Consider the following 19973-nt stretch of genomic DNA (forward strand, 5'->3'; position numbering starts at 1 on the left):
GGGCCTATGTTTTGGCCGGGCCCCTATGCCTTGGACGGTATTGGAGCTGATCTGAGCAGGATCTGGCGCAGCTCATTGTCTTGTGCAATCTGCAACCGGACCGGCAGGGTGATCACCTTGCTGCGGAAACTGTCCGGCAGCCGCACCGCGTCTTTTTCGGTGGTCACCAACTGCGCCCCCAGAACTGTGGCTTCTGCTTCCAACCGGGCCATCAAGGCCGGCGACAATGGCTGATGATCCTCCAGCGCTTCGGCGCGGCGGATGTCGGCGCCAAGCGCCTTTAGCGTCTCAAAGAATTTCTGCGGATGACCGATGCCGGCAAAGGCCAGAACCTTGCTGCCCTCCCACGGCATACCGGTTTCCAGTGGCTGCACCGCGCCGGTGAAATGCGGCAGCCCTTGCAATCTGTGCTGCCATAACGCGGCAAAGCTGGCCTGCGCCGTGTCGGCGCCAAGCGACAGTACCAGATCGGCGCGTTTCAGCCCCACATCCACGGTTTCGCGCAACGGCCCGGCGGGCAGGCAGCGGCCGTTGCCAAATCCGCGCTGGGCATCGACCACGATGATTGACAGATCCTTGGCCACTGCGGGGTTCTGAAAGCCGTCATCCAGCACAATCACCGTGGCGCCACTGGCCGCAGCGGCGCGGGCTCCGGCGGCGCGGTCGCGGGCCACCCAGACCTTGCAAAAGGCGGCCAGCAGCAGCGGCTCGTCGCCGGTGTGTTCAGCGCTGTGTTGTCTGGGATCAACCTGCACCGGCCCCCGCAGAGAGCCGCCGTAGCCGCGACTGACCACATGGGGCTGATGGCCCATATCGCGCAGCGCCTCCAGCAGCCATATCACTGTCGGTGTTTTGCCGGTGCCCCCGGCATTCAGGTTGCCGACGCAGATCACCGGAACACCGGCATCAATCGGCTCCCCCTTGGCCATCCGGCGCGCCGTGGCACGCCCATAGATCCAACCCAAAGGCGCCAACAGGGTGGCACGCAGGTCAAACGCCCGGGGGGCTTTGTTCCAGAAATCAGGGGGTCGCATGGCGAGCCTCGCGCAGGTCCAGCATGTCCTGGATCTTGTCCAGCAAAAGATCCGTCAACTCGGCGCTTTCGGTGACAACCTGCCAGCCGGCAACAGCCATTTCAGCCGCCTTGTCCGGGGCCGACAGCTGGATGATCTGCACCGCCAATTCGTCCTTTCCCTGCACCTGTTGCGCGGCGCCTGCCGTGGTCAGCCGGTCATACAGCGGCGCGTGGGGGCCAACATGCGGGCCGTGCAGGATGGCCGATCCCAGCGCTGCGGCACCCATCGGGTTGTGACCGCTTGCGCCTGCCTCCAGTGTTCCGGCCAGCAGGCTGAGAGGGGCGACGCGGAACCACAGCCCCAGGTCTTCGTCGCAGGTCAGCAAGACTTGTGTATTGTCGTCCAGATCTTCGCCCGCCTCCCAGTCTGCCCAGCGAAGCCCGGTGTCCTTTAGCGCATCACGGGCCGCGTCCAGATCGGAATACTGCTCGATTGACAGCACCAGCAGCAGGCGGTGCAACAAGCGCAGGGCATTGCGATGGGCGCCAATTATCGTGTCAATTTCACCCATGCGCGTATGGGCTGACAGCCAGACCTGACGGCTGCCCAAATTGCCCCGCATGCGGCTTAGCTCGTCCTCGTGATAGGCCGGCAGGGTCGATGACAGGCGTAATCGCGAGGTCAGCGTGATCTTTTCGGCGGCAAGGCTTGAGCGGCGCAACTGTGCAAAGGCGGCCGGGGAGGGGGTCAATATAACCGAGAACTTGTCCAGCAGCTTGCGACTTTTGTCAGGCAGCCAGCGCCGCCCTCGGGCCGGCAGCTCGTCCGCCTCGATGTCGATGAGCAGCGCATTAATACCGCGCTCGCTACAGGCCCGCATCAACACCGGCCGCAGATTGCCGCCGGTCCAAAGACAGATGTCCGGGCGCCAGTGATTGAGAAAGCTGCGCACATCCGCAGGTTGGTCGGCGGGCAGCTCTCCGATCACCGGATCATAGCCGTCGGGGGTCGGCAAAGGGGTCAGGTCGGGTTCGCAGGTCAGGATCAGAGACAGATCCGGTCGCATCATTTTCAACCGCTGCCCCAGATCGCCAAGCGCAAAAAAACGCTCGGTGCTGGTGGCATGGGCCCAGATAAGCTCGCCCTTTGGCCGCGGCGGCCAGGCGTCGACGGCGGCTGACTTGCGCCATGGTTTGGCCCGTGTAGAGGGTGAGGGGAGACCCATATAAATTTGCCTAGATGTTGCGGATCAGCGCCAACCTACGCCTTTGGCAAGGCAGGTCAAGCGCCGCCCGAGCTATGGGGTGGGGGTGGAAAGTGCGGCAATCAGGGCGCGGTGCAAGTCCACATTGGCCGCAACCACGCCGTTCAACTGTGGCTGCGGGTTGTTGAACCTCAGCGGCAGGCCCGCGCGGTCCGAGATATGGCCGCCTGCCTCGCGCAGGATCAGGTCGCCGGCCGCAATGTCCCATTCCCAGCTGGGCCGCAGGGTCAACATGGCGTCAAACCCACCATCGGCCACCTTGGCCATGCGATAGGCCAGCGAGGGCCGGTGACTTCGGTTAAAGCCGGGCGCCACCCCGTCTTGCCAATGATGCGGCTCCAGTATTGGCCGGGCCGCCAGAACCTCGGCCGAGCTCAGCTCGGTCAGGGTGGAGGTGCGGATCAGCGCGCCATTGCATCGGGCCCCCTGGCCGCTGGCCGCCGTATAGAGCAAATCCCGCTGCGGCAGGTAGATCACCGCCGCCGTCACCACGCCTTTTTCCGCCACTGCCAAGGCATGCGCCCAGGTGCGCGACCCGGCGGCAAAACTGCGGGTGCCGTCGATCGGGTCGATGATAAACACCCGGTCTCTGGACAATCGGTCTGCACTGTCCTCGGTTTCCTCAGAAAGCCAGCCATAATCGGGACGCGCCTTGGGCAGCATGTCCTCCAGCATGGCATTGACCGCCAGGTCGGCCTCGGTCACCGGGCCAGCCCCGTCGGGTTTGTCCCAGCGCTTGGCCTCGGGGCCACTGAATTGTGTTGCGATCTTGCCCGCCCGCTGTGCTGCGTCGATCAGCAGGTCCAGGTCACTTGCCGGCAAGGGTCATGCCTTCGATCAACAGCGACGGCACCACCCGCGACAGATAGCTGCGCGCGTCATTGGCCGGGATGATGCGCATCAGCATGTCGCGCAGATTGCCAGCGATGGTGCATTCATTGACCGGATAGCAGATCTCGCCGTTTTCAACCCAGAACCCCGATGCGCCGCGCGAATAATCGCCGTTGTTGGGGTTGATGGTGGAGCCGATCATCGAGGTGACCAGCAAGCCGCTGCCCATGGAGCGGATCAGCTCCTGGCGCGATTGGTCGCCGGGTGTCAGTTCAATGTTCCAGTTTGACGGTGACGGCACCGAGCCGATACCGCGCACCGCGTTGCCACTGCTTTCCAGCCCCAGCTTGCGGGCCGAGGCCAGATCCAGGGTCCAGCCGGTCAACCTGCCGTCCTCGACAATGGCGCGGCGGTGGGTGGCCAGACCTTCACCGTCAAAGGGGCGGGATCCGGCGATGCGGGGGCGGAACGGGTCTTCGATCACCGACAGGTTTGTCGGCAGCACCTGTTCGCCCATACTGTCCTTGAGCCAGGATGAGCCGCGCGCAATCATCGCTCCGTTGGCCGCAGACAGCAGGTGGCCAATCAGCGAGGACGAGATGCGTTCGTCGAACAGCACCGGATAGCTGCCGGTGTCGGGCTTGCGCGCCTGCAGCCGTTCAACGGCGCGTTGGCCGGCGGTGCGGCCGATTTCGTCAGCGGAGCGCATGTCACTGTGAAAGGTCCGCGAATCGCCGTCGTGGTCGCGTTCCATGCCGCTGCCAGTACCCGCAATGCCAACGCAGGACAGCGACCGGCTGCTGCGGCGGTAGCCGCCGGAAAATCCGTTTGATGCGGCCAGATGAACCGTGTGGGTGCCATAGCCGGCCCCTGCCGATTGCACCTGAGAGATACCCTCAATCGCCTGACAGGCGGCTTCTGCCGCCAGCGCATCCTGTTTCAGGGTCTCGGGGGCGGGCTCGGGCGCGCTATCCTCCAGCTCAAACGCCGCCATGTCCCAGCTTTTGATCAGTTGCGAAGGGTCAGCAAGGCCGGCATAGGGGTCCTCGGGGGCCTCACGCGCCATCGCCACTGCCCGTTCCGCCATCGCAATCAGCGTTTCGGGGCGCATATCAGACGACGACACCAGCGCCTGTTGGCGGCCGACAAAAACCCGCAGCCCCAGATCGGTGCCTTCCGAGCGTTCGGCATGTTCCAACGCGCCTTCGCGTACTTCGATCGAGACCGACTGGCCTTCGGCGGCCATCGCATCTGCGCCATCCGCGCCGGCCGCAATGGCTGCATCAATCAGGGCATGGCAGAGCGATTCTGGGGATTGGGTCATGGGTACCTACTGAGATGATCTGGCTGCGGGGGTCTGCAAGCGACCCTACCAGCGCGCCGGGGCCGTGCAAAGGTGACAATGGTAAAAGGGGCTGCTGTGGGCAGCCCCTCTCTGCTCCGGTGGACGATGCGCCTATTTGAGGCGCTGACCGTTGGCCGATATCTGGCCGTCCTCGGTGATTTCCAGTTTCGAGCTCAGCGTGTCGTCGCCGTCTCCTGCAACAGTGAACATCCCCATCATCATCCGCGCGCCCATGGCGTCGGACTCTTCGACCAAACCCATTTCGACCAGCCTGTCGATCAGCGCGTTGGCGCCGGTGATTTGCAGGTCTGCGCTGCCGGATGGCGCGGGCATGCCGTCATAGCTGGTCAGATCATCGTTGTTGAAGGCGAAATTACCAGTGCCGGACAGGCTGGCACCCACGGCCGAGATCAGGAATTCTTTGATGGCCAGTGTGTTCAGCTCAATAGGAAGATTGCCCTCGGCCAGTTCCTTCATTTCGGTGAAGTTCAGCAGGTCCTGCAACAGGGTTGCCTGACCGGTCAGACCTATCGCCAGGGTTGCCGGGTCACGTTGCAGCACTTCGCTTGGGTCAAACATCGACCAGATTTCATCGCCCAGATCCAGACCCTTCAGGCCGAGCGCAAGGGTGAAGTCTTGCGGCTCTCCCGATGCGGAAACCGGCATGCGGAAGTCGCCGGCCACTTGGTCAATATCAGTCTTGAGCGCCATCGACAGGCCAGCATTGATGAGCACATCCATGCCGATGTCAGATCCTTCAGCGGTGAGCTGTATGGCCTCTGCATTGGCCGCAAAGGCGCTTGTCGATGAACCGGTTGTGATGGTTTGCGAGGAGACTTGCTCGCCATCCATCACAACGGATTCTTGCGTCGTGCTGCTGCCGTAGGTCCCTGTTGCTTTGATTGACAGCCCGTCATGCAAAGCGGCGGCCAGGTTCATGATCGACATGCCTCCGGTTGGCAGTGTGATTGTTGATTTGCTGACCATCTCGCCGTAAGTGGCTGAGGTGGTGGATACCGCCCCATCCTCGTCTTTGCTGTGCATGGAATAGTCAAAACCCGAGATCACGGATTGGCCCGCAAGAGTGATAAGGTCACCCTGTGTCCATCGGCTGCTGCCCTGTGCGGCTGAACCCGTGCCGGTCAGAGACAGCTCGACGTTGCTGTTGCCGCCGCTGGCACCCAAATCCAAGTTCTGCAAAGCAAATGCAAAGCTATCCACGGCGTAGGAAAATGTGATGTCATCCGGGTTTCCCGAGGCGATCACCTCGGCATTGTCATAGGTGGAAATAATGTTGGCTGAAATCTGATCTGATTTCTTGTCGGGCCCTGTAATGACAAACTTGTAGCTGTGGGTCCCCGCCATATCCATCGAGACAGTCCCATCCGCATGGTTGGTATAGGACAATGTGGGGTACAAGATGTCGAGCGAACCTTTGCCGTCGGGGATAAGAAAGTGCAGTTTGGCATCGGTATACAGAACCTTGTTGCCATCGCGCGTGGCTGTCGCGGTCAGCTCACCGCCCACGGTCTGAGCAATGGCCTGATAGCTGGTCCAGATATCGTCAGCGGAGATGTCAGCCAGTGCAGGGGCTGCGGTCAGGGCTGCAAAGCCAACAGTGAGCAGGGCGGTGGAATTCTTGAAGCTCATAAACAGCCTTTCAAATGATTTGGTCAGAACGGGGTAGTGGCAACTAAGCCGCTATGGAGTGTGATTTCAACCAGTAGGCGTAAAAAAGGCCGCTCCCCCAAGGGGGAAACGGCTTCAACTTTTAGTTATTTCAGCGCTTATTTAATGCGCTGGCCGTTGGCCAAAATCTGACCGTCACCGGTGATTTCCAGTTTCGAATCCAGTGTGTCCTCGCCGTCACCCGGAACCGTCAACATTCCCATCATCATCCGCGCGCCCATGGCGTCGCCGTCGGACATCAGGCCCATCTGGATCAGCGTGTCGATCAGCGCATTGGCACCCACCAGTTTCAGGTCAGCGCTGCCGGCTGGGGCAGGCATGCCATCAAAACTGGCCAGATCATCGTTGTTGAAGGTGAAATCGCCGGTGCCGGTCAGCTTGGCCCCCGCCGCAGAGACCTGCAGCTGCCGGATGGTCAGCGCGGTCAGCTCACCCGGTTCCTGATCCCCCATATCGAGAGCGTCAATCGCTGCGGGGTCGAACAGATCGAACAGCAGTTTGCCCTTGCCGGCCAGGTCCAGCACAACAGTGGCGGGCTCATGCGAGAGCATTCCGGTCGGGTCAACCATACCCCACAGCATGTCCGGCACCGCAAAATCGCGCAGGGTCAGACCAAGTGCAAAATCCTGCTCGCTGTCGGACTTGGCAATTGGCATCGCCAGTTTGGCGCCATATTCGGCAATACTGAGAGAGACCGGAAACGGCAGATCGCTGCTGCTGACGTCTACCTCTGTCTGCAGCTGTTTCAGGTCATAGGACAGTTGCCCATTGCCCATCGCAATGGCAAAATTACCGCCCTGGGACGAGGTCTCCAGCCCAAAGGTTTCACTGCCATCAACCGCCGACATCGAGGCATGGCCGCCGCTATAGGAAAAGACCCCGTCAAAGGCGAAACCCGAGGCCAGCATGGCGGTAATATCGTTGAAATCCAGCCCCATCGGAATGGAGCTAGTTCCGCCAAAACTCAGCCCCTGCAGGCTGCCGGTTGCCGATCCGGCATCGCTGCCGCCGGGCTCTTTGGCGCCAAAGCTGTAGTTCAGCGCGGAGGCTGTCATGGACTGGTCATAGATGCGCAGGTCGCCAATGGTCATGCTGGTCTTGGTGACCACATCCATCAGCGAGATGGTTGCCTTGACCATGCCTGCGGGCATTTCTTCGCCATCGGCCATCACCTTGCCCAGGGCCAGCTCCACCAGCGGCGAGGAATAATCGTAGGTCATGGTCTGGGCATCGCCAGACACCAACATGGCGCTGCCGTCGTGCGAATAGATCATCTCGCCCGAGGCGTTGTCATTGTCGCCGGAAAAGTTGAATGTGATCGGGAACTCTTTGGGGAACAGCACGTCAACGGTGCCGTCGCCATTTTCGGAAAACTGAATTTCAGGAAGTCTCAAGCCGATTGTGACGTCTTCGTCGGGGATCGGCATCATCATCGACATGTCGGATACCGTGAGGGTGCCGCCAGACAGTGTCTCAGTCCCATTGACGTCATAGCCGGTGCCAGAGAGGTAGGACTTCCAGTCGTCCCAGACCTCCTGGGCGCTAAGATCGGCCAAAGCAGCCTGGCTGGAAAGCACCAATACAAACGCTGCACCATAACCGCGTGCGGGGAAAACTGACATATGACAACCTTTCTATCAAAATCTGTGGGTCCATGGTCAACAGTTAGGGTATTGCCCGTCAAGGGGCCTGATTGTCGACCATTCCCCATTAACATAGTACCATGATTTGGAATCGTGAATTGGAGATAAAATATATGGAATTCAAGGGTAAAACGGTCATTATTACCGGGGCCAGTCGGGGAATCGGGGCTGAGGCTGCACGGGTCTTTGCGGCGGCGGGTGCCAATGTGGCCTTGCTGGCAAGGAGCGCCGACAGTCTGGCGGCACTGGCCACCGAGATCGGCGAAAAAGCGCTGGCGCTGACCTGCGATGTTGCTGACTACGCTGCGGTTGAAGCGGCGGTGCAGAAAACCGTCGAACACTTTGGTGGCTTGGATGTGCTGATCAACAACGCCGGGGTGTTAAAACCCATTGGCCCCTTGGCCGAGGCGGACCCGGAGCAGTGGGGCCAGGTGATTGATATCAACATCAAGGGGGTTTTCAATGGCATGCGGGCCGCCTTGCCGGTGATGAAGGCGGCAGGGGGAGGCTCCATTCTGACCGTCAGTTCCGGCGCTGCCCATAACCCGCTTGAGGGTTGGGGGGCCTATTGCACCTCAAAGGCGGGGGCGGCGATGCTGACACGCTCGCTGGATCTGGAGGAACGCAGCAATGGTATCCGCGCCATTGGCTTGTCGCCGGGAACCGTGGCCACCCAGATGCAGCGGGATATCAAGGCCAGTGGTATCAATCCGGTGAGCGAGATGAGCTGGGAGGACCACGTGCCTGCTGAGTGGCCGGCCAAGATCCTGTTGTGGATGTGCAGCTCGGATGCGGATGAATTTATCGGCAGTGAAATCTCCCAGCGCGATGAGGAGATCCGCAAGCGGGCCGGCCTGACATGATCGAGCTGACGGTCGAGGAGTCCGGCCTGTGGATCGTGACCCTCAACCGCCCGGACAAGGCCAATGCGCTGACCTCAGCGATGCTGGAGGAGCTGGTGGATATTGCCAATCGCGCGGTCGGCGCGCGTGGGCTGATCCTGACCGGCACCGGCAAGGTGTTCAGCGCAGGCGCCGATCTGGACGAGGCGGCGGCGGGTCTCGCCACCTCGCCGCTGTGGGAGCAGTTGTCTGCGGCGATCGCGGCTCTGCCCTGCCTGACCGTCACGGCGCTGAACGGCACCCTGGCGGGCGGTGCCAATGGCATGGCGCTGGCCTGTGATCTGCGCATTGCGGTTCCCAGTGCCAGGCTGTTCTATCCGGTGATGAAGCTGGGCTATCTACCCCAGCCTTCGGACGTCAAACGGATGGCGGCGCTGGTGGGGCCGGCTCGATGCAAGCTGATCCTGGCGGCCGGCCAAAAGATATCGGCGCAGCAGGCCTATGAATTTGGCCTGCTCGATCAACTGGTAGAGCCCGCAGATCTGATGCAGGTCGCCCGTGATCTGATGGCGGATAGTCTGGCGGCCAAGCCGGAGCTGGCCCGGCGTATATTGGCGATGTGTCAGGACAGCTGATCCAAGATCTCCCGCCCGTCGTTGTCATCTGCGATGCCTGCCTTCCGTTGGGCGTAGCGCCGCGCAAAGCGCGGCGCTACGCCCAAGCCCGCCAAGGGTGTTTGGCGCAGCCAGACGCCCTGCGGGCGCGGGAGCAATGCGCGGCGGTTCTTATCGGTAATGCCGTTTGCCGGGTCGGCGAGAGCGGAACTGGCTAGAGCTGAACTGGCGCGGGTGTTTGGCGGGTGTCGGGCGGCGCTGACAATGAATTTGGCCAACCGGGGATGGCCTTGCTCAGGAATGTGCCGATTTTGTGGTGGCAAAGCGGCCAGATCGGATCGGACAAGGGTGCGCCTTGTGGGCTATAGCATCGCATAGAATGCGCCGGATCGCAGCGCTGACAAGAGGTAGGCATGGCAATGGAATATGATGCAGTGGTGATCGGAGCCGGTCCGGCAGGGCTGATGGCGGCGGATCAACTGGCGCGGGCAGGGCACAGCGTTGTGGTGGTCGAGGCCAAGCCCTCGGTGGGGCGCAAGCTGCTGATGGCGGGGAAATCCGGCTTGAACCTGACCAGGGATGAACCGTTTGACCAGTTGATCGCCAATTATGGCAAGGCGGCGGATTGGTTGGCGCCGATGGTCAGGCAGTTTGATGCGCAGGCGGTGCAGGACTGGGCGCGTGGCCTGGGCAGTGAGCTGTTCACCGGATCGACCGGCCGGGTGTTTCCCAAAGTCATGAAGGCCTCGCCGCTGCTGCGGGCCTGGTTAGCTGCGCTGGGCGACTTGGGCGTGCAGCGCCGCACCGGTTGGTCCTGGCGCGGCTGGGACGGGGCGGATCTGCTGTTTGACACCGCCGAGGGCACCCAGGTCATCCCTGCGGCGGTCACCGTGCTGGCGCTGGGCGGTGCCAGTTGGGCGCGGCTGGGCTCGGACGGGATGTGGGCGCCGGTGCTGGCGGATCAAGGGGTCGCGCTGGCCCCGTTCAAGCCGGCCAATGTCGGACTGCTGGTGGACTGGTCCGATCACATGGTCCCCCAGTTTGGCGCGCCGCTCAAGGGTATCGCCCTGCAGGCCGGTGATCTGTTTTCACGCGGCGAGGCGGTGATTTCCAAACGCGGGCTTGAGGGCGGTGGAATTTACGCGATCTGCGCGGCGGTGCGCGGCGGTGCGCCGCTGACGCTGGATCTGCTGCCGGATCTGTCTGGGGATGAGGTTACCCGCCGGTTGTCGCGCCCTCGTGGCAAGGCCAGCCTGTCCAACCATCTGCGCAAGGTGTTGAAACTGGATCCGGCGCGTATTGCGATGTTGCAGGAATTTGCCCGCCCACTGCCACCGCAACCCGCAGATCTGGCCCGGTTGATCAAGGCTCTGCCGGTGAAACACGCGGGGCTGCGGCCCATTGACGAGGCGATCTCAACCGCTGGCGGTGTCACCCGTGGCGCGCTGGACGAAGGATTGATGCTGAAGCAGAGGCCCGGGGTGTTCTGTGCCGGGGAAATGCTGGACTGGGAAGCGCCCACCGGTGGCTATCTGCTGACCGGCTGTCTGGCCACCGGGCGTTGGGCCGGCCGGGCGGCAGCGCAATACCTGAGCAAACCCCCGTCTCCAGTGTGACGACTGTTTTACCCAGCCGCCAGTGTGACGAAGTTTTGCCCGGCCGTTAGGTCGGGCGGCGCCCACCCAGCGGGTGGGCGCGACCCTCGTTTGGCTAGTCTTGCAGATGGGCAAGGGCCCGCTTGAAAGCCTCACGCTCGCGCATCTCCTTGGCATAGGCGCGCATGGTTGTGTCGCTGACCGGGAAACCGGCAACCAAGGCCCAGTTCAGGCAATGGGTGGCGGTGATGTCAGCGATGGTAAAGCTGTCGCCCTGCAGGAATGGGCCGTCGAAGCTTTTGCCCAAGCGTTCCAGATTGCGCTCAAATTCCCATTTCAGGCTGTCCTTCACCTGCGGAACCCGCCTGTCTTCTGGCAGAATAAAGCTGTGGCGGGCGGCGGTCCATAAAACTGAGTCGAATTCGTCCAGCACCATCTGGGTCAGAGAATCCTGATGCGCGCGTTTGATCGTGCCTGCGGCATGGGTCAGTTTGCCATGTTTGTCCGCCAGATAGGTGATGATGGCGGTGGAATCGGTGATCACCGCATCGCCGTCCACCAGCACCGGGATCTTGCCAGATGTGTTCAGCGCCAGCACATCTGGGTGATGCGGTGCGGCTTCGATCAGCTGGTACGGCTCACCGATTTCTTCCAGCATCCATAAGACGCGAAAAGCCCGGCTTTTGACGCTTCCGTAAAGTTTATACATGTTGATCCCTGTCTTTTGATTTGATCTCAAAATGGGAAATATCGCCCCAAGGTCAAGGGGTAATCAGCGCAGGCGGCTTAACATTGCCAGCCGGATCAGGGCGCGCTCCATCAGCGCCAGTGCCGGCGCGGTTTGTCCAGCCGAGCGCAGTTGCAGGTCGGTGTCGGTCAGCAGTGTCAGCGCCGTTTCCAGCCGGTCAACGCCCCAGCCCTGTGCCTGTCGCAGCACCCGGTCCCGGCGTTTGCCATACAGCGGCGGCCGCATCCGGCCAATGCCCTGCGCCGCACCACCGGGATGCGAGGCACAGGCATAGAGGGTGCGAAAATGTCGGGTGGCGCCAATGCACAATGTCACCGCGTTGGTGCCTTGGGATTGCAACCGGCGGATCAACGGGCCAATTTCGCCGCTGCGACCTTCGGCCACCACGTTCAGCACATCATCCAGCGCCGCCTCGGTGGACTGTGGCGCCACCGCCTCGATGTCGTCCAGCGATAGCGGGCTGGCGTCGCCGTGCTTATACAGGGCCAGCTTTTCAATCATCCGCGAGAAATCACCGGGGCCGATGTCATTGGCGATATCGGTCAGCGAAGACATGCTGTCGCCGGGAATATCGCGAATCGAGGCGGCAGCCAGAATGCGTTCGATCTCGGCGCGCGACGGCGGGTCGTCGTAAATGCCAACCGCATAGGCGTTGCGGTGGCTCTCGAATCCCTTGCGCAGTTTTGAGGTGGCTTTCAGCTGGCCGCCGGTGACCACGATCTGCGCATCGCCGGGCTGCCATTCCTCCAGAGCGGCCAGAATGGCAGGGGCGGCCTGATCATTGGCCTCTTCGACAAACACCGCGCGGATGCCGGGAAAGAAGCCCACCGCCTTGACCGCGTCTAGCAATTGCGCCGGGTCCTTGCGCAATCCGCCGGCAGGCATCCGGGTCAGGCGCATCTCTTCCTCAGCGGCCGGACCCAAGAGCGCGGCCAGCACCTGCTGGCGTTTCAACGCCACCCGCATTGCATCACCGCCGTAGATCAGTATCCCGGTTTTATCCGGGTCTGGACGGGCGAAATACCCTTCGGCGTCGCGGGGGCTGAGCTTCATTCTGGAGAGGCCGCAACCGGGGTCGGGTCGGTCGATAGATCCACAGTTGTCAAAATGCGGGTGTTGATCTGGTCGGCCAATATCACCATCAACCGCCGATGCGCATCCCGTTCACTGGCCAGAGCTTCCACCGTGGATCCGGTGGCGGAATAGCCGGTGAAGGCCTGTTCTTCGCCGCTGGCAACCACCTTGCCGTCCGATTTCCGGGTCAGCGTATAGCTGGCCTTGCCAAGAAGGGAATAGCGGGTGGTCTGGCTGTCATCGGTGATCGCCTGGCCATCGTCACGGGTGCTAAGCGTCAGGTCCAGTTGATAGGCCCCTGCATCTGTACGTCCCAGACGATGTTCCAAATTCTGCACCAACAGGTAAGAATCGACTTCGCTGGTTGAGGGAACGTCCTCGGGCGCCTGCACTGACACCTGACCATATAGTGCATCACCACTGCCGCCGGGGGCGTGGACCGGGGTAAAGCCACAGGCCGCCAGCGCCAGAGGCGCCAGCATTACCAGCAGGGTTCTGCGATCAAACAACGACATTGACGATACGACCTGGCACCACAATCACCTTTTTCGGCGCCTTTCCATCCAGCGCCTTTTGCACAGCATCCGTTGCCAGCGCCAGTTTTTCAACCTCAGCCTTGTCCATGTCCTTGGGCACGCTGATTTCCGCCCGCCGCTTGCCGTTCACCTGGATCGGCAGGGTGACGGTTTCGTCAATCAGCATCGCCGGGTCCGCCACCGGCCAAGGCGCGATGGTGACAAGGCCCTCGCCGCCCAGCATCTGCCAGATTTGTTCAGACAGGTGTGGTGTCATCGGAGACATCAGCTGTGCCAGCGTTTTCACCGCCTGTTTCTTGGCGTCGGACCCGGCCTTGGATTTTGCCAGCGTCGCGGTGAAACCGTACAGTTTGGCAATGGCAGCGTTAAAGCCAAAGCTCTCGACGCCTTTGGTGACTTCCTCAATCGCCTTGTGCATTTCGCGCAGCAGAGCGTCGTCGTTGCCATTGGCAGCAACATCCGCACCGGCAATCTCATTGGCGATCCGGTAAACGCGCGCCAGATGCTTATAAGTCGCCTCGGCCCCCGCAGCGGTCCATTCCACGTCCCGCTCGGGTGGGCTGTCGGACAGCATGAACCAGCGGGCAGTATCAGCGCCAAAGGCCGAGATGATCGAGGCCGGATCGACCACGTTCTTCTTGGACTTCGACATCTTGGCCGAGGGAATGATCTCAACTTCACTGCCGTCGGCCAGTTTGCCGCCGGTTACATCCTCGGGCAGGTGATAGACCGGACGGTCGTTTTCGCCACGGGTCTGGTAAATTTCATGCGTGACCATGCCTTGGGTGAACAGCGCGTCAAACGGCTCAATCGCCTTGTCCGGCAAATGTCCGGTGATCTGCATCGCGCGGGCAAAGAATCGCGAATACAGCAGGTGCAGAATCGCGTGCTCGATGCCGCCGATATACTGATCGACGTTCATCCAGTACTCGGCCTCGGCCATATCAGTCGGGGTTTCCGCATCTGGCGCGGTGAAGCGGGCGAAATACCAGGACGAATCAACGAATGTGTCCATGGTGTCGGTTTCGCGCTTGGCGGGCTCACCACAGGATGGGCAAGCGCAGTCACGCCATGTCGGGTGCCAGTTCAGCGGGTTGCCGGGCTTGTCGAAACTGACATCCTCGGGCAGCTCGATCGGCAGGTTTTCTTTCTTTTCCGGCACCACGCCGCAGGCATCGCAATGCACCACGGGAATCGGGCAACCCCAGAACCGCTGCCGCGACAGGCCCCAGTCGCGCAGACGGAACTTGGTGACGCCGGTGCCCCAGCCAGCTTTTTCGGCAAAATCGACGGTGGTATTGACCGCGTCCTCGCCAGTGGCCTCGGTCAGCCCGGCAAAGTGATCGACCCAGCGGACCTTTTCAGACTTGGCGGGCACAAAGGCGGTATTTGCCACCGGAGTGTCATTGTCCATCGCATAGAAGGTGTCCACCACCGGCAGGTCATACTTGCGGCAGAAATCGAGGTCGCGCTGGTCATGCGCCGGGCAGGCGAAAATCGCGCCGGTGCCGTATTCCATCAGAATAAAGTTAGCGATCCAGACCGGCAGCTCGGCGCCGCTCAGCGGGTGCTTGACCCGGATGCCGGTGTCATAGCCCAGCTTGGGCGCAGTTTCGATGGCCTCTTCGGTGGTGCCGCCCTTGCGACATTCGGCAAGGAATTCAGCCAGTTCGGGTCTGTCCGACTCAAGCTGTTTGGCAATCGGGTGATCCGGCGAGATGCCGACAAAAGACGCACCATTCAGGGTGTCGGGACGGGTGGTGTAAACCTCAATCGAATCGCCGCCGTCGGTGCGCTCAAACGAGAACTGCAGCCCGCGCGACTTGCCGATCCAGTTCTCCTGCATCAGCCGCACCTTGGCGGGCCAGTTGTCCAAACCGTCCAGCGCGCTCAGCAATTCGTCCGAGAAATCAGAGATCTTGAAGAACCATTGGGTCAGCTCGCGCCGCTCAACCAAGGCCCCCGAGCGCCAGCCCCGGCCGCCTTCGACCTGTTCGTTGGCCAGCACCGTCATATCAACCGGATCCCAGTTCACCACGGCGTTCTTGCGGTAGACCAATCCTGCCTTCAGGAAATCGAGGAACAGCGCCTGCTGCTGGCCGTAATACTCCGGGTCACAGGTGGCAAATTCGCGGGACCAGTCGATCGACAGCCCCAGCGGTTTCATCTGGCCACGCATGTCGGCGATGTTGTTATAGGTCCACTCTTTCGGGTGGCCGCCAATGGCGATGGCGGCATTTTCCGCAGGCAGGCCAAAGGCATCCCAGCCCATGGGGTGCAGCACATTATGGCCGGTCGCGATCTTATAGCGCGCCACCACGTCGCCCATGGTGTAATTGCGCACATGGCCCATGTGGATGCGGCCCGACGGATAGGGGAACATCTCCAGCACATAGTACTTTGGCTTGTCTGCGGTGCGCTTGGCCTGAAAGATTCCAGCCTTTTCCCAGGCCGCTTGCCAGTTTGCTTCGATTTCGGAGGCTTCGTAACGCGACATCTTGCGGTCCTTTAAATAAAAACGCCGGGTCAAGACCCGGCGCTGTCATACTGAGATTATCGGCGATGATCCAGAGGTCAGCTGGATCAGAGCTTTTTGTCGGCAATCCGCAACTGCCGGGCCCGGGAGAATATGGCGTCTTCCACGGCGCGGGTTGTGGCGGCGCTGACGGTGCCACCCTTGGAGTGCAGCGACAGGTTCAGGGACCGCGCATCCAGCGCCGGATCCTTGATATGCACCGTGGCGCGGTAAGAGCGACCGCCACCGGGAGGGGTGCCATAGCCGGTGATGATCAACCCGGTAAAGGGATCAACAGACTGCACTGGCAGGAAATTCAGCACATCCAGCGACGCCGACCACAGGTAACGGTTTACCTGCACGGTCTGCTCAGCGTTGGATCCGCCAAAGGCATCCCAGATCGTTTCTCCCGGATCATCAAAGGTGATGGCATCTTGGAAGTCACGCTCCGGTCGTACCGGCGGCGAATTGTTGGTGGCGGATCTGTTTGTTGCGCCATCCTTGCCACCAAAGGCACCGCAGCCCGCGACCAAGACGACGAGAGATATCATTCCGAGTTTCGTTAGCCACTGCATATAGGGTCAAATTCCGTATCAAACTTCGGTTGCGCTTCAGTCCTAGCCAAGCCGCCGCGCTGCAACAAGCGAATTCTTCAGGAGTCTTATGAGTGTATAGCGCCGGTTTCGCCCCAGGGGTTAATTTACTGTGACATCCTTGCACCAACTTTAGCGGGAAAAGAATGCTGCTTTAGCCGCCTCTTGCACCAGACCCCCCAAAAGAGCGAAACGGGGATCGTACTCAAATTCGTACCGGAACGTGCTGGTTTGAGAAAATTTAAACCCGAGGGAAAAAAATCATGAAAAGTATTCTCTTCGCAACAACTGCGTTGATCGCCACTGCCGGCGTTGCTGCTGCTGAAATCACCATCGGTGGTTCGGCTCGTTTTGGTCTGGCATACAACGAAGCCAATGACACAAGCACTCGTGTTGAGCAGCGTATGCGCATCAACATCACCGGCATCGCAACCACCGACGCTGGCGTGAAATTCGAAGGTCGCTTCCGTCTGGAAAGCAACGAAGATGCAAACAGCGCAATCTCGGGCAAAGGCCCTGGTGCTGCTGGTTTCGCCGTGTCCTACGAAGGTCTGCGTGTTGACGTAGGTAACGTATCCGACGTCTTCGACTCGGGCGACGTTATCAACTACTACGGCTACGGCATCGGCCTGACAGCCCTGGTTGAGCACAACACACCTTGGTACGGCACAGATGCTGGCAACACCATCGGTGGGTTCGGCGCTGGTGGTGCGGACATGACAACCTTGAAAGCACGTTACACTGCTGGCGGTTTCACTGTTGCGGCTTCCTACTCCGAAACCAAAGCTGTTGCTGCTGATGTAACAATCATCACTCACACTGGCGCCACCCCCAGCACCGAAACCATCACCAACGCGGAAGCTGTTGCTGCAACCGAAGAGTTCCAGATCGGTGCTGGCTATGACTTCAACGGTACAACCTTTGGCGCTGCATATGGCGACGACGACGTTGCTGGTGACTACTGGGCAGCTACCGTTTCCGGTGACTTTGGCCAGTTCGGCTATGCGGTCATGATCGGCGATGCAGATTCGTTCGACGACATGCACATTGGTGCGTCCATGAACTACGAAATCTCTTCGGCGACTTCGATCCAGGCGCTGATTGCTGATGGTGCAAACGACGATGACGCAACTTACGGCGTTGGCTTCAAGCACAGCCTGGGTGGCGGTGTTACCCTTAAAGGTGGTGTTGCTTCCGATAACGGCAACACACTGGCAGACTTGGGTGTTGCACTCAGCTTCTAAGCTGATCTGACACTTAGAGTATTTAGGGCGGTCCTTTACGGGGCCGCCCTTTTCTTTTGTCGCAAAACAGTGTTTCTCTGCGGTCAAACAGATATGAGGGCAGAGATGTCACTGGATGAAATCAAATCCCGTATTGCCAAGGCCGAGGTCGCTGCCGGACGTGACTTGGGCGCGGTGACGCTGATCGCCGTTTCCAAGCTGCAGCCGAACGCGCGTGTCGCGGCGGTGCTAGAGCAGGGGCAGCGTTGTTTTGGCGAGAACAGGGTGCAAGAGGCGGCGGGCAAGTGGCCCGATTTCATGCAGCGATTCGAAGGTGTTGACCTGCATCTGATCGGCCCCTTGCAAACCAATAAGGCACGCCAGGCGATGGAGCTGTGCCATGCAATCCATTCCGTGGACCGGCCCAAGCTGGCCAAAACACTGGCCCGGTTGGCGCAAGAGCTAGGTCATTGTCCGGATCTGTTTCTGCAGGTGAATACCGGTGAGGAAGATCAAAAGGCCGGGGTGCTGCCGACCGGGGCTGATGGTTTTATAACGGAGTGTCAGGCGCTGGACCTGCCGGTCAAAGGCCTGATGTGCATTCCTCCGGTGGGTGAAGACGCATCGCGGCACTTTGCGTTATTGGCCGAAATTGCGGCGCGCAATGGGCTGGAGGGCCTGTCGATGGGGATGAGCAGCGATTTTGAGACCGCCATCGCCCAGGGGGCCACCCATGTGCGGGTTGGCTCGGCAATCTTTGGCACCCGTGGCTGACAGGGTGTAAAATTCTGCGCAGAATTTTGGCAAGAAAATTCGAATTTTCTTGGGTGGTTTGCCGCTTAGGCCAAGGCGGGTACAATAACCCGTGTTCCGGGGCGGATCCGCCTGGCCAGCCAGTGCAGGTCAGAGCGGCAAAAGGCGATACAGCCTTCGGTTGGATAGCCGGGGCGGCGCCATTGGTGGATGAAGATGGCCGAGCCCTTGCCCGGCTGTGCATGGGGCCAGTTCCAATCCATCACCAATACCAGATCATAAAGCGGATCGCCCCGGCGCAGCAGCTCGTGGCTGTGCCCATAAGGGGCGCGGACGTGGTGGTTATAGGCGATATCGCGGCTGTCATCCGACCACAGGTCAGCCGGACCAATGGGTTCCGCCCAGGGCACCGGACGGCGGATCCGGTCGGGGCGGTAGAGCAGTCCAGCTATCTGGTGGATGCCCACTGGGGTGGCTCCGTCGCCCTCGCGTTTTGTGGTCGTCAGCCCGCCCTTGCCAATGGAACAGGGCAGCAGGCGACCCTGAAACCGCACCCCATTGGGGGTCAGGACCAGATCGTCGGGGCTCACAGCATATGGCCGGATTTGTTGGCCTTGGTGGCCAGATAGGCGCGGTTAAAGTCATTTTCCCCCACTCGAAGAGGCACCCGTTCGGTCACTTTGATGCCGGCATGTTCCATCATCGAGATCTTTTTGGGGTTGTTGGTCAGCAGCCGCACCTGATCAAATCCCAGCTTGCGCAGAATTTCTGAGCCGAGTCGGAAGTCGCGCTCGTCATCCTCAAAGCCCAGCCTATGGTTGGCCTCAACCGTGTCAAACCCCTGATCTTGCAGGGAATAAGCGCGCATCTTATTGGCCAGCCCAATACCGCGGCCCTCTTGGTTGAGGTACAGCAGCACGCCGGCGCCCTCAGCCCCCATCTGGGCCAGAGCGCCGCGAAGTTGTGGCCCGCAGTCGCATTTCAACGACCCCAGCACGTCACCGGTGAAACAGGCCGAGTGCAGCCGGGCCAGCACCGGGGCACTGCGGTCGGGGCGGCCGATTTCGATGGCGTAATGCTCTTCGCCGCCGTCCTCGGGGCGGAACACATGCAGCCGCCCGGCCGCGGCGGCCTCAACCGGCAGTCGGGCGGCGGCAACCGGATGCAACGGCGAGCTTTGCCCCAGCAATGGCGTGGCGATGGCGTGGTTGATCAGGGTGAGCCCGAGCTCTGCAGCAAGGGCTGCCGCAGCCTCCACCGGCACCAGCAGGGCGGCAGGCAAAAGCCGGGCCGATTTAACCAGCGCAATCGCCAGCCGGTGCAGATCGGCATTGCCGTCTCGCTGACAGATGAACGGGCCCTTCATTGGCGAATTGAGGTCATCCGCCGGATCGGCCAGCGAGCGCACCCAATTGCGATCCGCATCGGCGGGAACGGTCAGGCGGGCGATGTCGCTATCATAGACCCGTGCCTTTAGGGTTGCCGCCCGTCGTGCGGTCAGCGCCAGCGAGACCTCTCCATATGCGCGCAGATCCGCCAGCCGCTGGGCGCTGAGGCTTTCGGCGGCAATCGCCAGTGCCGCCGCGCCATTGCCGGCCAGCACCACCGGCAATCCCATGCGCAGATCAACCCGAGCGCGGGCCAGAAGTTCGATCATTGAGGGCAGCAGACTCATCAGGGGATTCCGGCATG

At 61.1% G+C, this 19973-nt stretch carries 19 protein-coding genes; 5 read left to right on the forward strand and 14 right to left on the reverse strand.

What is annotated here, in order from left to right; all coding sequences use genetic code 11:
* Positions 1–23: 23 nt before the first annotated feature.
* From lpxK to QPJ95_RS08695, 6 genes are all read right to left on the reverse strand, one after another.
* Positions 24–1034 carry a tetraacyldisaccharide 4'-kinase gene (gene lpxK, locus QPJ95_RS08670; RefSeq protein ID WP_270917410.1) on the reverse strand — a complete coding sequence of 337 codons (1011 nt, stop codon included), beginning with the start codon at positions 1032–1034 and terminating at the stop codon, positions 24–26.
* Positions 1021–2241: a 3-deoxy-D-manno-octulosonic acid transferase gene (locus QPJ95_RS08675; RefSeq protein WP_270917411.1), complete on the reverse strand. Its 1221-nt coding sequence runs from the start codon at positions 2239–2241 to the stop codon at positions 1021–1023. Before QPJ95_RS08675 ends, lpxK begins: the two co-directional genes overlap by 14 nt.
* A 72-nt stretch (positions 2242–2313) precedes the next feature.
* Positions 2314–3102 carry an inositol monophosphatase family protein gene (locus tag QPJ95_RS08680; RefSeq protein ID WP_270917412.1) on the reverse strand — a complete coding sequence of 263 codons (789 nt, stop codon included), beginning with the start codon at positions 3100–3102 and terminating at the stop codon, positions 2314–2316.
* Positions 3089–4435, reverse strand: a complete 1347-nt coding sequence (locus QPJ95_RS08685; RefSeq protein ID WP_270917413.1) for a TldD/PmbA family protein — start codon at positions 4433–4435, stop codon at positions 3089–3091. Before QPJ95_RS08685 ends, QPJ95_RS08680 begins: the two co-directional genes overlap by 14 nt.
* 132 nt (positions 4436–4567) lie before the next feature.
* On the reverse strand, positions 4568–6106 hold the full coding sequence (locus QPJ95_RS08690) for a DUF2125 domain-containing protein (RefSeq protein ID WP_270917414.1): 1539 nt from the start codon (positions 6104–6106) through the stop codon (positions 4568–4570).
* Between the two features lie 137 nt (positions 6107–6243).
* Positions 6244–7767 carry a DUF2125 domain-containing protein gene (locus tag QPJ95_RS08695; protein WP_270917415.1) on the reverse strand — a complete coding sequence of 508 codons (1524 nt, stop codon included), beginning with the start codon at positions 7765–7767 and terminating at the stop codon, positions 6244–6246.
* 134 nt (positions 7768–7901) lie between these two features.
* Here QPJ95_RS08695 and QPJ95_RS08700 point away from each other — a divergent pair, with 134 nt between their 5' ends.
* Together QPJ95_RS08700 and QPJ95_RS08705 are read left to right on the forward strand one after the other, a co-directional pair.
* On the forward strand, positions 7902–8651 hold the full coding sequence (locus QPJ95_RS08700) for an SDR family oxidoreductase (protein ID WP_270917416.1): 750 nt from the start codon (positions 7902–7904) through the stop codon (positions 8649–8651).
* Complete coding sequence (locus QPJ95_RS08705) at positions 8648–9265, forward strand: enoyl-CoA hydratase/isomerase family protein (RefSeq protein WP_270917417.1); 618 nt, start codon at positions 8648–8650, stop codon at positions 9263–9265. The genes QPJ95_RS08700 and QPJ95_RS08705 overlap by 4 nt, the downstream gene beginning before the upstream one ends.
* On the opposite strand, the gene QPJ95_RS08710 is transcribed toward QPJ95_RS08705, so the two are convergent.
* Entirely contained in the window at positions 9253–9522 is a 270-nt protein-coding gene (locus tag QPJ95_RS08710) for a hypothetical protein (RefSeq protein ID WP_270917418.1), read from the reverse strand. The two genes, QPJ95_RS08705 and QPJ95_RS08710, sit on opposite strands and share 13 nt — an antisense overlap.
* A 135-nt stretch (positions 9523–9657) precedes the next feature.
* Between QPJ95_RS08710 and QPJ95_RS08715 the strand changes: the two genes are divergently transcribed.
* Entirely contained in the window at positions 9658–10860 is a 1203-nt protein-coding gene (locus tag QPJ95_RS08715) for a TIGR03862 family flavoprotein (RefSeq protein ID WP_270917419.1), read from the forward strand.
* 94 nt (positions 10861–10954) lie between these two features.
* Here QPJ95_RS08715 and QPJ95_RS08720 read toward each other — a convergent pair whose 3' ends face one another.
* The 5 genes from QPJ95_RS08720 to QPJ95_RS08740 all read right to left on the reverse strand — a co-directional run bounded on the left by QPJ95_RS08720 (position 10955) and on the right by QPJ95_RS08740 (position 16263).
* Complete coding sequence (locus QPJ95_RS08720; protein WP_270917420.1) at positions 10955–11548, reverse strand: glutathione S-transferase family protein; 594 nt, start codon at positions 11546–11548, stop codon at positions 10955–10957.
* 63 nt (positions 11549–11611) lie between these two features.
* Entirely contained in the window at positions 11612–12640 is a 1029-nt protein-coding gene (gene holA, locus QPJ95_RS08725; protein ID WP_270917421.1) for a DNA polymerase III subunit delta, read from the reverse strand.
* The gene (lptE, locus tag QPJ95_RS08730) at positions 12637–13176 is read right to left on the reverse strand and encodes an LPS assembly lipoprotein LptE (protein ID WP_270917422.1); all 540 of its coding nucleotides are present in this window, start codon (positions 13174–13176) and stop codon (positions 12637–12639) included. Before lptE ends, holA begins: the two co-directional genes overlap by 4 nt.
* Positions 13163–15694, reverse strand: a complete 2532-nt coding sequence (gene leuS, locus QPJ95_RS08735) for a leucine--tRNA ligase (RefSeq protein ID WP_270917423.1) — start codon at positions 15692–15694, stop codon at positions 13163–13165. Before leuS ends, lptE begins: the two co-directional genes overlap by 14 nt.
* Positions 15695–15780: 86 nt before the next feature.
* Positions 15781–16263 carry a DUF3576 domain-containing protein gene (locus tag QPJ95_RS08740; RefSeq protein WP_390923529.1) on the reverse strand — a complete coding sequence of 161 codons (483 nt, stop codon included), beginning with the start codon at positions 16261–16263 and terminating at the stop codon, positions 15781–15783.
* 305 nt (positions 16264–16568) lie between these two features.
* Between QPJ95_RS08740 and QPJ95_RS08745 the strand changes: the two genes are divergently transcribed.
* A complete protein-coding gene (locus tag QPJ95_RS08745; RefSeq protein ID WP_270917425.1) occupies positions 16569–17549 on the forward strand; it encodes a porin in 981 nt (326 codons plus the stop codon).
* 105 nt (positions 17550–17654) lie between these two features.
* A complete protein-coding gene (locus tag QPJ95_RS08750; RefSeq protein ID WP_270917426.1) occupies positions 17655–18302 on the forward strand; it encodes a YggS family pyridoxal phosphate-dependent enzyme in 648 nt (215 codons plus the stop codon).
* A 65-nt stretch (positions 18303–18367) separates the two neighbouring features.
* Here the strand turns inward: QPJ95_RS08750 and QPJ95_RS08755 are convergent, their stop codons facing one another.
* A complete protein-coding gene (locus tag QPJ95_RS08755; protein WP_270917427.1) occupies positions 18368–18871 on the reverse strand; it encodes a L,D-transpeptidase family protein in 504 nt (167 codons plus the stop codon).
* The gene (gene ribA, locus QPJ95_RS08760; RefSeq protein ID WP_270917428.1) at positions 18868–19956 is read right to left on the reverse strand and encodes a GTP cyclohydrolase II; all 1089 of its coding nucleotides are present in this window, start codon (positions 19954–19956) and stop codon (positions 18868–18870) included. Before ribA ends, QPJ95_RS08755 begins: the two co-directional genes overlap by 4 nt.
* Between the last annotated feature and the right edge of the window lie 17 nt (positions 19957–19973).

The organism is Parasedimentitalea psychrophila (genome assembly GCF_030285785.1).
Lineage (GTDB): Bacteria > Pseudomonadota > Alphaproteobacteria > Rhodobacterales > Rhodobacteraceae > Parasedimentitalea > Parasedimentitalea psychrophila.